Below are 12,623 nucleotides of genomic sequence, written 5' to 3'. Positions count from 1 at the left end.
ATAATGGACAGTTTGAGATCAAAGCTTACTTTTTGATACTCATTTTTTCGACAGGGTTGTTTTTTTGGTGTTTCCATAGGATACTAAAAGTTTTAATTTTTAGTCAACCTATTTTAGGACGAGAGGTGAGATAAAATTACCACCAACGTGCCGCGGCTTTGCTTCAGTTGCGACTTTTGAAACGCTTCTTTTTCCATTACCGAAAAACGAAGTTACAAAAAATATAGTTTCCACTAGCAACAGACGAGCAATTGAGCAAAACCGTTGTTAGCAGTAGTTTTTTCGTTTTAATAGTTTAATTTTATTAAAATATGAAAAAAAAGGATTTCTCGTATTACCTTTTCCCAAATATGTCAAATTACCATAAGCTTTTTCTCCATGAAAAATAATTGTCAATTCTTTGCCTTGAAGCCATAAATCATTTTTGCTCATTATTACTAAATTTCCCTCTTCAAAAACTTGCTCATATTTGCAATCAATTTTTATTTGATTCAAATATTGAGATCTTTGATTGGTTTCAACTTTTCCTAGATAAGTTAACTCATTAATAAATTTTAAGCCGATAATACTCCAAATGAAAGGTACATTTACTATAATCAGGAAAATTACACCTTTGTAATTAATCGGATTGCCATAAAAGATTATGTATATTGAAAGAGAAGGAAGGAGAAATAGTAAAAACAATATATTGAAAATATAATAATCAATTCTTTGCAAGAGTGTTCTTCTGAAAATCAATTTTCTACTTGTAATGGATTGCTCAATGTCTATTTTCATTTTGTTATAAAATTACTGCTAACTAGTGTATAAGTCTGACGTTATCATCCTAATACACCCAAATTAGGTATGATTAGCGCTACTTGTTCTAGTTTTACTCTGCTAATATAATAAATAATCCATTATAAAAATCACGTATTTCTACCTAATTTTCACAAAGGTTAAACGTCACTTTTGTACTATTTTTTACTTTTTTGAGTTTTGTTTTGGCTTTGTTCCTAGCATGTTCGATAAAAGATTCATTTTAGCAAAACGCTTACGAACAAACTACGAATGAACTACGAACCAAACCCCTATGAAAAGGGTAGTAACCAGTCAAAAGTGTTCATTCAATGTCAAAAGCATTCAAAACCTTACATTTTTGTAAGATTTATTTGTTAGAAGAGTATAAAAAAACCACAAGCCGAAACTCATGGTTTTCAAATTATTGGTTAGGGTTTAGTATTATTTCATTTTTCCTAGAACAAAAGCTACAGCAGCACCAACACCAGCACCCATTACAAGATTAACAATGGTGTCAAGGCCTAAAAGTTTGTAATCAACAACTTGAGAAGAATACATGAAAAAGTTCATGGAAAGGCCATAAAACAAGCCAATTAAGGCACCAGCTTTTAACCCAGTTACAAGATTAGTTATTCCAGCCCATTTTGTAAAAATTAAAGAAATAAAGAAGCCAAAAGTCATGCAACCTAAAAAGATAAATTCAAGCTTTGTGTTTTCATTTTGTGGATAAATGTCTGTAAACAACATTCCATAAAATACCCAACCTAGAAGGAAATCAACAATTCCGCCAACGATTCCTCCGATAATAAAGTTTTTTAAATTCATAATTAAAATAGTTTTATTGGTTAATGGAATAAAAATAGTAAAAATTAAGAATTGTTTAATAGGGTATTGGTTTAATTATTAACTATTTAAGAATAGGAATTGTTTATAATTGAGGATTTTGTTTTCAAAAGAACTCAAAGTAATGAAGGCTTAACTTTGATTGTTTTGTGTGATTGCTTCGCCTGTTGGCTATCGCTCGAGTCCTCCTTTGTCGGAATGACAAAACTGGTCTTTTTTTCATTCATTGGGAATCTTACTAGTTATTCACGTATTGTTATTCTTTGTGTGATTGTTTTTGTGATTAGCGAGTGTGATTCCTCCGTTGTCGGAATGACAAAATGGACAATTAATGATAAAATACTGTTGATTAAAAGATTACACAAAACGATGATTTAAAAACTCGAAATTTTCATTAAAGGATCTAATAAGGTTTAATTTTTTGTCTCTTTTCCATCCTTTAATTTCTTTTTCTCTTGCTATTGCTTGTTCAACCCAAGTGAATTTTTCATAATATACTAAAAATTCAATGTTGTATTTTGAAGCAAACGTTTTAACTCCTTTTTCTATGTTTTCTTTATGTTCTGTTAAACGTCTTCCTAAATTATTTGTCATTCCTATATAATATGTTGACCTATGTTTATTTGTAATTATGTAAACATAGAAAGTAAGGTATCCTTCGTTATACTCAATCATTGTGTTGTTCATGGTCATGCTTTTTTTTGTCATTCTGAGGCACGAAGAATCTCATTAGTAACTTAGAATTTGCTTTTTTTTATAGGCTTGTGTGATTTTCTATTGTGATTGCTTCGCCTGTTCGCTATCGCTCGAGTCCTCCTTTGTCGGAAGGACAAAAATAGTGTTTTTTGTTATTCGTAGGAATCTTATGAGTTATTCGAGTATTGTTATTCTTTATGTGATTGTTTTTGTGATTAGCGAGTTAAAAGCTACTCGAATTCGCTTGGTATGACATTATAGTTTTCTTTTTTGTCATTCTGAGGCACGAAGAATCTCATTAGAAACTCAAGTTTGCTTTTCTTTTTTTATGGGCTTGTGTGATTGTTTTATGTGATTCCTCCTTTGTCGGAATGACAAAACTGGTCTTTTTTTCATTCATTGGGAATCTTACTAGATATTCACGTATTGTTATTCTTTGTGTGATTGTTTTTGTGATTAGCGAGTGTGATTCCTCCGTTGTCGGAATGACAAAGCTAGTCTTTTGTCATTCTGTAGGAATCTCAATAGTTATCAACGTATTGTTATTCTTTATTGATTTATAGTAGCTATTTATGATTAAATATTTACAATTGTATTTCATACAAGAAAACTTCACCTGTTTCTTGATTAACGAAATACATTGAACCTTGAGTAATTCCTTTCTCAATATAAACTTTTTGACCAACTTTTGGTGCGAACCATTCTGGTGCATCGTATGGCATACTATATTCTCCGGTTGCTATTTGCAAATCATTTAATTTTATAAAATCATCAATCCAATTAGTTGGAGCTTTGAAATGCAAAAAAGTAATGTATTCATAACTCCAATGCGATGATTTCCAGTATTGACCATTATAAATTTTGAAGTCGCTTGGAACTTTATGGTTTGACCAAAGTTCAAATGATTCATCTGCTCCAGACGACTCTTTGCCACATGATATGAAAGTTATCATTAAAAAGAATAGGATTAGATGTCTAATTTTCATATGTTTTGTCAAAGGTTTTATATAATTTATGCAATAAAACAAATCATTCGATTTATCAAATATACTAATAAAGAAACACCTCGTTAAAGGTGTTTCTCAATTTATTCCGTTCTATAAATTTTGTCGTAAAGATCTTTGTATTTTTCTCTTACTACTTTACGTTTTAGTTTTAGTGTTGGTGTCAGTTCGCCGCCATCGATACTCCAAATATTTGGTGTTAATTCGAAACGTTTAATCATTTCCCAATTTCCGAATTTTTTGTTGATTTCGTTTACTTCTTCTTGAATTCGTGCTATTACTTTTGGGTTTGAGGCAATTTCTTCGTTTAAGTCGCCAATGTCTTCATGGTGGCGTTTTGCCCATTCTCTTAGAAAATCAAAACTTGGTTGTATGAACGCTCCAGGCATTTTTTCACCATCACCAATCACCATAATTTGCTCTATAAACAACGATTGCTTCATTGCGTTTTCAATCAATTGTGGTGCAATGTATTTTCCTCCAGAAGTTTTGAACATTTCTTTCTTTCTATCGGTAATTTTCAAGAAACCTTGTGAGTCGATTTCGCCAATATCACCAGTATGAAAATAACCATTCACAATCACTTCATCGGTTAGTTGTTGGTCTTTGTAGTAACCCATCATTACGTTTGGTCCTTTGCAAAGGATTTCGCCATCTTCAGCAATTTTTACTTCTACATTATTGATGACTTTACCAACACAACCTACTTTAAATCCGCCATTTCTCATGTCGTTTACAGAAATCACAGGAGAAGTTTCAGTCAAACCATAACCTTCCATTACAGGCATTCCTGCTGCTGCAAAAACTCTGGTTAATCTTGGTTGTAAGGCTGCACTTCCTGAAACCATTACGGTTAGATTACCACCCAAACCTTCTTGCCATTTGCTAAAAATAAGTTTTCTGGCAATTTTAAGTTGGGTTTCATACCAAAATCCGTTAGCGCCATAAGGTTCGTATTTCAAACCTAAATCGATTGCCCAAAAGAATAGTTTCTTTTTGATTCCAGTTAATTCGGCACCTTTAGCGTAGATTTTATCATATACTTTTTCAAGAAGTCTTGGCACAACCGAGAAAACAGTTGGTTTAACTTCTTTAATATTATCAGAAAGTTTTTCAATAGATTCAGCAAAATAAATCGCTACCGAATAATATTGATAAATGTATAAAATAACACGTTCAAAAATGTGACAAATAGGCAAGAAGCTCAATGCTCGACTAGTTCCTTCATCAAATGGAATTCGAGGTGAACTATCTAACACATTAGAAACAATGTTATTGTGAGAAAGCATTACGCCTTTAGGTTTACCTGTTGTTCCAGAAGTATAAATCATAGTAGCCAATTCTTCTGGTTTGACATTGTTTTTTCGATCTTCAACAACATCTTGATTGGATGAATCTTCACCTAAAGCAAGCACTTCTTTCCAATTTTTACAACCATTGATTTCATCAAACGAAAAGATATCTTTTAAAAGAGGAACGTTTTTCTTGATGGAAAGCAATTTTTGCAAAACCACATCATCTGATACAAAACAGTAGGAAGCTTCCGAGTGGTTTAGAATATATTCGTAATCTTCGGCTGCAATGGTTGGATATATTGGAACGGTTTGTGCTCCAGTTTGCATCACTCCAATATCCATAATGTTCCATTCGGTTCTGTTGGACGATGAAATGATGGCAATTTTATCATTTTTCTGAATTCCCATGCGCAATAAAGCACGTGAGATGGCATTTGATTTATCAACATATTCCTGTGTTGAAGTTTTTACCCAAACACCATTGTACTTAGTAACAAGACAATCTGGAACATTATTCTTTTCTAATTGATAATAAGGGAAGTCAAACAAACGCGTAATTTGAATCATAGCTACTAATTTTGATGCAAATTAATTAATAAATTACAGATTAACAATTTATTTTTAAATATCCTTTTTCAATTTAGTAGTTTTGCACAAAATTGTAGTAGCAATAGATGAATAAATTTCCAAGACTTAACGAATATAAAGTGCTGTTTTACAGAATAGGTTTGGCCTATCTGTTTTATATGATGGCTCGAATTTTGTTCTATTTTTATAATCAAAATTTAATTAAAATAGATTCTTTTATTGCCTTTATAAAATTGTGTTATCACGGCTTAGCATTTGATACAACTACAATTCTCTATGCTAATTCACTATTTATAATTTTATCGGTTTTACCTTTACTAATCAACACTAGAAAAGGGTTTCAGAAGTTTTTGTTTTACTTGTATTTTACAGTCAATCTGATTTTTTACACGGCCAATTTTATTGATTTTATTTACTATAAATATACCTTCAATAGAAGTACCAGAGCATCGTTGGATACGCTTCAAAATGAGAGTAATAAAGGTTCGCTGTTCTTGAATTTCTTGGTGAATTATTGGCACGTTTTCTTCTTGTTTTTCTTGATGGCTTTCCTGTGGATTTATTTGTACAAAAAAGTGAAAGTAAAACACCACGAATCAAAACCAAATTTTAAGTATTTTTTGGCTTCTGTATTTAGTTTTTTATTGATTACAGCACTTTGCATTGGAGGAATTAGAGGCGATTTTAGAAAAAGTACACGACCAATTAATTTACTCGATGCCAGTAGATTTGTAACAGATGCTTCTCAAGCTGATTTTGTTTTAAATACACCTTTTGCCATTATTAGAACTTGGAATACCAATACGTTTAAGAAAGTAAATTTGGTTGATAAAACAACGATTGATTCCTTAATTGTTCCTATCAAACACTATAAAAACAATCCGAAAACGAAACCCAATGTTGTGATTTTGATTTTGGAGAGTTATGCAAAAGAATACATTAGTGCTTTCAACAAAGACATGAATATTCGCAACTATAAAGGATATTCTCCGTTTGTAGATTCATTGGCACAACATAGTATGATTTACACAAACGGTTATGCTAATGGTTATAAATCCATCCACGGAATGTCGTCTGTTATTGCTGGGATTCCTTCTTTTAAAGATGCTTTTACGTCTTCACCTTATCCGAAGCAAAAGATAGAATCGTTGGTTTCTGTTTTAAAAAGTGAAGGTTATGATACTTCATTTTTTCACGGTGCACCTAATGGTTCGATGGGTTTCTTAGGTTTTGGAAACATATTGGGTTACGATCATTATTATGGTAAAAACGAATACAACAACGACGCCGATTTTGATGGTGTTTGGGGTATTTGGGACGAACCTTTTATGCAGTATTTCAACAAAACGATTTCAAAAAAGCAACAACCTTTTATGGCAACTTTGTTTTCGGTTTCGTCACACGAACCTTACATTGTTCCTGATAAATATATAGGTAAATTTCCGAAAGGTGATAATCCTATTCACCAATGTATTGGCTACACCGATTATGCTTTAAAGCAATTTTTCAATGCTGCTAAAAAGGAAAAATGGTATCAGAATACCATTTTCGTGTTGGTTGCCGACCATGATAATTTAATTTATTATGATGATTATTTGAAAGATCAAAATTTTCATACCGTTCCGATTTTGTTTTTTAGTCCGAACAAGAAGTATGTTGGTGTAAATAAAGATTGGGCACAACAGATTGATATATATCCAACATTGCTAGACATGATGGGTTATGACAAGCCTTTTAGAAGTTGGGGTAGAAGTTTGATAAGTGAGAAAAAAGTACCACCATTTGTAATGCGTTATTCTTCGGATCATTATCAGATGATGAGTGGCAATTATATTTGTACCTTTGATGGAGAGAAAGCTGTTGGTTTCTACAAAAAGGAAGATAAAGATTTAAAAAACAATTTAATAGGTCAGCGCAATGCCGAAATGAATTTGTTAGAGAAACGTTGCAAAGCGTTCTTACAAGATTATATGGAACGCATTATCGACAAAAAACTGACTTCAAAAGATAAATAACATGAGTACTAAAAATAAGATACTAATTGCTTTAGTTGTAGTGGTTTTGGGCATTACAGGAAAGTATGTTTATGATAGACATATCAACCATAATTTCATGACTATTACAGAAGGTAAGGTCTATAAAAGTGGTGTGATTCCGCCAGATGAGATTGCTGATTATGTAAAGAAATATAAAATCAAATCTATAGTTGATTTGCGTTTTCCTGGAACTGGAGATGATGTAAACAATCCAGAAGTTCCTGCAGAATTGACAGCAGAGAAAGAAGCTGTAGCAAAAATTCCTGGAGTAAATTACTTCAATAATGGTTCCGATCAAGTTCCGAAACAAGAGAATTTGGATTCTTTTTTCAAGATCATGGACAATCAAGATAATTATCCTGTATTGATTCATTGCTATCACGGAATTGGAAGAGCGCAAATGTATTCGGCACTTTACAGAATTGAATACGAAGGATTTTCAAATGAAGAGGCTAGGAGCAAAGCAGCTTTTCCGGTTATGTTCAGTTCTTTTGATGATGGAAAGCCCAAAGGAGAATATTTAAAAGCCTACAAGAGCCGAAAACAAAAGGCAATAGAGAATAAATAAAGCAATAGCGATTCGTAAGAGTCGCTTTTTTTATGTTAAATTCTTTACCAATTAAATTTATAAATGGAACATTTCCTTTTATTTAGACTACCTTTATAATGAAATACTTTTATTGAGTATCACTCCTGCTTATAACCTCATAGAATCAGCTTAAATAATAACTGATTTACTTCTCAATTACTTAAATAATTTACTTAAAAAACATTTGCAAAAGTGTGATTTATGTAAGTTATAAAAATCTAAATGTAAACTACAACATGATAAGTTATTACAACTTTGTAGGATATGTTTTTTTAACAATTGTTTGATTAATAAATATAACATAAAAAAACAAAAAAATGAAAAAAGTCAATGACAATGCTGAATTAGAAAAATCCAAGATTCATATCATTGTTGAAATTATCGAATACATGGTAAACGCTGTGGTAAGTAGAACAATAATAAAAAAAACAACTGGTAATGTAACCGTTACGTCTTTTGATGCAGGTGAAGAATTGGACGAAAAAAGTTCTGCGTTTGATACCTATATTCAAATAATTGATGGTGTTGCAGAAATTACTATTAACGACAAGAAATACAAACTAAAGTTGGGCGAAGGAATCATAATACCAGCTAATTCTAAGCATCAGTTTAATGCTAATGTACAGTTTAAAATGATTTCGACAGTAATTAAAAGCGGTTATGAAGAATAAGCATTAGTAATACAATTTAACAAATACAATGTAAATAAGAACTATATGAAACTCTATATCAAATACATGGTTAGCACTCGATGCAAAATGGTGGTTAAGGAAGAGTTAAGAAAAATGGGACTTCATTTTGTATTGATTGACTTGGGCGAGGTTGAAATCATGGAGGAACTTTCTGCAGAGAAACTTATTGAATTAAACAAAGCATTATTAGTTTATGGTTTAGAATTGATGGACGATAAAAAAGCGGTTTTAATAGAAAGAATTAAAAACGTCATTATAGAAATGGTTCATTATACCGACGAAGTTCCCAAAGTAAATTATTCAGATTATATTGGAGAGAAGCTTCATCATGATTATACTTATTTGTCAAATATTTTTTCGGAAGTAAAAGGAATTACGATTCAGCAATTTATTATTAATCATAAAATTGAGCGAGCGAAAGAATTGATTTTGTATGATGAATTAAATCTTACAGAAATATCGTATATATTGAATTATAGTAGTGTTGCTCATTTATCCAATCAGTTTAAAAAAGTTACAGGATTATCTCCATCACATTTCAAATTACTTAAAGACAAACGAAGATGTCCTATTGAAGAAATTTAAAGTATGAAAAATCAAGAAAATCAATATGCTCGTAGTTTAATAGAAGCAAGTTTAGATCCATTAGTGACCATAAATATTGATGGTAAAATTATGGATATGAATCAAGCTACAATAAACATTACAGGAGTATCACGTGAGGAGCTTACAGATTCTGATTTCTTCGATTATTTTACAGAACCTCAAAAAGCAAGAGAAGTTTATCAAGAAGTTTTCGCTAATGGTTCGGTAGCCGATTCGCCATTGACACTTCGTCACAAAAAAGGAAAACTTACCGATGTTTTATTTAATGGTTCGATATATAAAGATGAAAACCAAAAAGTGCTTGGTGTTGTTATTGTTGCTAGAGATATTGCCGAACAAAAATGGGCTTTAGATTTAAAAAACGCCAACAAAGAACTAGCATTTCAAAATAAAGAAAAAGAAAATCGAGCAAGTGAATTAACTATTGCCAACAAAGAATTAGTTTTTCAAAATAAAGAAAAACAAAATCGCGCAGATGAATTACTAATTGCCAATAAAGAACTTGAATTTCAAACTCATGAAAAACGAAATCGTGCTAACGAATTAGTTATAGCCGGAAAAGAACTTAATTTTCAAAACCAAGAAAAAGAGAAAAGAGTAGTTGAGAGCAAAGAATTGGAAGCGTATAATTATTCTTTAAAACTGGCATCACAATATTCATTAAGCTTAATTGAAGCAAGTCGTGATCCATTATTTACAATCAGTTTAGAAGGAAAAATTACCGATACCAATCAAGCTTCGGTTAGAGTTACCGATGTTTCTAAAGAAGATTTAATAGGTTCTGATTTTATCAATTATTTTACCGAACCAGAATTAGCCAAGAAAGGTTATGAAGAAGTTTTTGCAAAAGGTTTTGTGGTAGATTATCCATTAGTAATAATTGATGGTAAACTTACCAATGTTTTGTTTAATGGCTCTGTTTATAAAGATGCTGATGGTAATGTTATTGGAGCAGTGGTAGTTGCAAGAGATATTACTGAGCAAAAAAAAGCTGAAAAAGAACTAATTGAAGCCAAAGCATTAGCAGAAAATGCAACAGGAATTGCAGAAGAAGCTCTAATAAAAGCAGAAAATGCTACACGTGTTGCCGTAGATTCTGTGAAAGCTAAACAACAGTTTTTGTCTAATATGAGTCATGAAATTAGAACTCCAATGAATGCCATAATTGGATTTACAAAAGTGGTTTTAAAAACAGATTTATCAGCCAAACAAAGAGAATATTTGCAAGCTATTAAAATTAGTGGTGATGCATTAATTGTTCTTATTAATGATATTTTAGATTTAGCAAAAGTCGATTCGGGTAAGATGACTTTTGAAAAAGTACCTTTTAAATTGGACGTTTCGTTATCGGCGATGGTTCATTTATTTGATATCAAATGTCAAGAGAAAAATATTTTATTAATAAAAGAATATGACAAAAATATTCCTGAGGTTTTACTTGGCGATCCTGTTAGATTGCATCAAATAATTCTCAACTTGGTAAGTAATGCCGTTAAGTTTACTTCCGAAGGAAAAGTTGTTGTTAGCGTAAAATTGGTAGAAGAAAACAATGATAACGTAATTATTGAGTTTGCAGTTTCCGATACAGGGATTGGTATTCTCGATTCAAAACTTAGTACCATTTTTGAAAATTTTCAACAAGCTTCAAGTGGAACGTCTAGATTATATGGCGGAACAGGATTAGGATTAGCTATAGTAAAACAACTAGTTGAAGGACAAAACGGAACCATAAAAGTGCAAAGTGATTTTAATGTAGGTTCTGTTTTTAGTTTTCAACTTTCTTTTCAAAAAACAAATTTGGATGCAGATTTATTAGTTGAAATTGAAGAAGTTACTGATGAAGTTCAAAATATTAATGTTTTAGTAGTCGAAGATATTGCTTTAAATCAACTACTAATGCGAACCTTGTTAGACGATTTTGGTTTTGGATGCGACATCGCTTCTAATGGCCAAATAGCTATTGATAAGATGTCAAAATCGCATTACGATATTATTCTAATGGATTTACAAATGCCAGTAATGAACGGATTTGAAGCCACAAAATACATTAGAAATACTTTGAAATCAAACATTCCAATTATTGCTTTAACGGCTGATGTAACTACTGCCGATTTATCAAAATGCAACGCTGTAGGAATGAATGATTATATTGCTAAATCAGTCAATGAACGATTGTTATACAGCAAAATAGTAAAAATATTGGATAAAAAAAATAAAGAAACTAATGAAGAAACAGTTCAAAGAATCAATCAAGTTCGTTGCACTGATTTGAATTACTTAATGCAACGCACAAAATCCAATCCGGCTTTAATGTCGGAAATGATTTTATTATATTTAAATCAAACACCACCATTAGTTTCAACCATGAAACAAAGCTATATTGATAAAGATTGGAGTATGCTTTATGCCACTGTTCATAAATTAATACCATCTTTTTCTATTGTTGGAATTCATCAAGATTTTGAAATTATAGCCAAAAAAATACAAGAATTTGCCAATCAACAACTAGACGAAGTTACGGTTTTAAAAATGGTTACTCAATTAGAAACCATTTGTTTACAAGCTTGTAAAGAATTGGAAGAAGAACTTATTACCATAAAAAATTCAAAATAATGCTAGACGAAAAAAAAATAAAACTGTTCCTTGTAGATGATGATGCACTTTTTTTAAAGTCACTACAAATAGAATTCCTCGAGAGCGCCGACTTTGAAATATTTACATTTTCAACAGGTGAACTTTGCCTTGATAATTTAAATCTAAATCCAGATATCATAATTCTTGATTATCATCTAGACGGAATCAATAAAGGCGCCATGAATGGATTGGAGGTTTTGGATAAAATCAAGCTGGAAAATCAGCAAGTTCCGGTCATTATGCTTTCCTCACAAGATAAGATTGATGTAGCCATTAAATGTATTCATCATAAAGCAACAGATTATGTGGTGAAAAGCGAAACTGCTTTTTTGAGATTGAAACAAATTATTGTTAAAGTGTTACATACTCAAAAAATTGACAAGCAGTTACATTGGTACATGAGTAAAATGTAGAAATTAAATAAATTAAATGAATAAAGCATCACTACAATTGTGATGTTTTTTTTTGTTCTTACATTTCTGTTAATGTGTGAATTATGTAATTTATGGTTGCAACCTTATAACACTTTTATTGAATAGGTATCGCACCTTTGATATATCAAAAAGAAACAATTTAATCTATAATAATCATGGAAGCAAAAAACAACAAAAGTACCGAAGCACTAAAAATTTCAGGAGATTGGAGTCAACAAGCAGACGATTTGAAAGAGAAGTTTCCACAACTTACAGATTCTGATTTAAAATTTGAAAGAGGTAGAGAAGACGATTTGATTAAAAGAATAGAATTACGTCTTCACAAAAAAAGAGAAGAAGTAATTAACATCATCAGAAAAGTACAACCTGTAACAACATAATTAGGCTTGATTATATGGGCAACGTAGAGTTTACGAGATACTACGA

Annotated in this window: 12 protein-coding genes; 7 read left to right on the top strand and 5 right to left on the bottom strand. The window is 31.2% G+C overall.

Going from position 1 to position 12,623, the window contains the following annotated elements; all coding sequences use genetic code 11:
• Positions 1-267 precede the first annotated feature (267 nt).
• From ABD766_RS11015 to ABD766_RS10995, 5 genes are all read right to left on the bottom strand, one after another.
• Entirely contained in the window at positions 268-777 is a 510-nt protein-coding gene (locus ABD766_RS11015) for a hypothetical protein (RefSeq protein WP_344816744.1), read from the bottom strand.
• A gap of 444 nt (positions 778-1,221) precedes the next feature.
• Positions 1,222-1,605, bottom strand: coding sequence for a hypothetical protein (locus tag ABD766_RS11010; RefSeq protein ID WP_298305525.1), 384 nt, complete (start codon positions 1,603-1,605; stop codon positions 1,222-1,224).
• A gap of 375 nt (positions 1,606-1,980) precedes the next feature.
• Positions 1,981-2,310, bottom strand: coding sequence for a GIY-YIG nuclease family protein (locus ABD766_RS11005; protein ID WP_344816743.1), 330 nt, complete (start codon positions 2,308-2,310; stop codon positions 1,981-1,983).
• A 593-nt stretch (positions 2,311-2,903) separates the two neighbouring features.
• Complete coding sequence (locus ABD766_RS11000) at positions 2,904-3,305, bottom strand: hypothetical protein (protein WP_344816742.1); 402 nt, start codon at positions 3,303-3,305, stop codon at positions 2,904-2,906.
• A 101-nt stretch (positions 3,306-3,406) separates the two neighbouring features.
• Positions 3,407-5,185 (bottom strand): AMP-dependent synthetase/ligase, encoded by a 1,779-nt coding sequence (locus tag ABD766_RS10995; protein ID WP_344816741.1) that lies wholly within the window; start codon positions 5,183-5,185, stop codon positions 3,407-3,409.
• A 107-nt stretch (positions 5,186-5,292) separates the two neighbouring features.
• Between ABD766_RS10995 and ABD766_RS10990 the strand changes: the two genes are divergently transcribed.
• From ABD766_RS10990 to ABD766_RS10960, 7 genes are all read left to right on the top strand, one after another.
• Positions 5,293-7,221 carry an LTA synthase family protein gene (locus ABD766_RS10990; protein WP_344816740.1) on the top strand — a complete coding sequence of 643 codons (1,929 nt, stop codon included), beginning with the start codon at positions 5,293-5,295 and terminating at the stop codon, positions 7,219-7,221.
• Between the two features lies 1 nt (position 7,222).
• Positions 7,223-7,810: a dual specificity protein phosphatase family protein gene (locus ABD766_RS10985; RefSeq protein ID WP_344816739.1), complete on the top strand. Its 588-nt coding sequence runs from the start codon at positions 7,223-7,225 to the stop codon at positions 7,808-7,810.
• A 338-nt stretch (positions 7,811-8,148) separates the two neighbouring features.
• Positions 8,149-8,502: a cupin domain-containing protein gene (locus ABD766_RS10980; RefSeq protein ID WP_344816738.1), complete on the top strand. Its 354-nt coding sequence runs from the start codon at positions 8,149-8,151 to the stop codon at positions 8,500-8,502.
• A 45-nt stretch (positions 8,503-8,547) separates the two neighbouring features.
• Entirely contained in the window at positions 8,548-9,108 is a 561-nt protein-coding gene (locus tag ABD766_RS10975; RefSeq protein WP_344816737.1) for a helix-turn-helix domain-containing protein, read from the top strand.
• A gap of 3 nt (positions 9,109-9,111) precedes the next feature.
• Entirely contained in the window at positions 9,112-11,742 is a 2,631-nt protein-coding gene (locus ABD766_RS10970) for a PAS domain S-box protein (RefSeq protein WP_344816736.1), read from the top strand.
• Complete coding sequence (locus tag ABD766_RS10965) at positions 11,742-12,176, top strand: response regulator (RefSeq protein ID WP_344816735.1); 435 nt, start codon at positions 11,742-11,744, stop codon at positions 12,174-12,176. The genes ABD766_RS10970 and ABD766_RS10965 overlap by 1 nt, the downstream gene beginning before the upstream one ends.
• A 176-nt stretch (positions 12,177-12,352) precedes the next feature.
• Positions 12,353-12,577: a CsbD family protein gene (locus tag ABD766_RS10960; protein ID WP_344816734.1), complete on the top strand. Its 225-nt coding sequence runs from the start codon at positions 12,353-12,355 to the stop codon at positions 12,575-12,577.
• The last annotated feature ends 46 nt before the right edge of the window (positions 12,578-12,623 follow it).

It is taken from the genome of Flavobacterium cheonanense (assembly GCF_039539185.1).
GTDB lineage: Bacteria > Bacteroidota > Bacteroidia > Flavobacteriales > Flavobacteriaceae > Flavobacterium > Flavobacterium cheonanense.
This window is presented reverse-complemented; position numbering and strand designations above follow the sequence as displayed.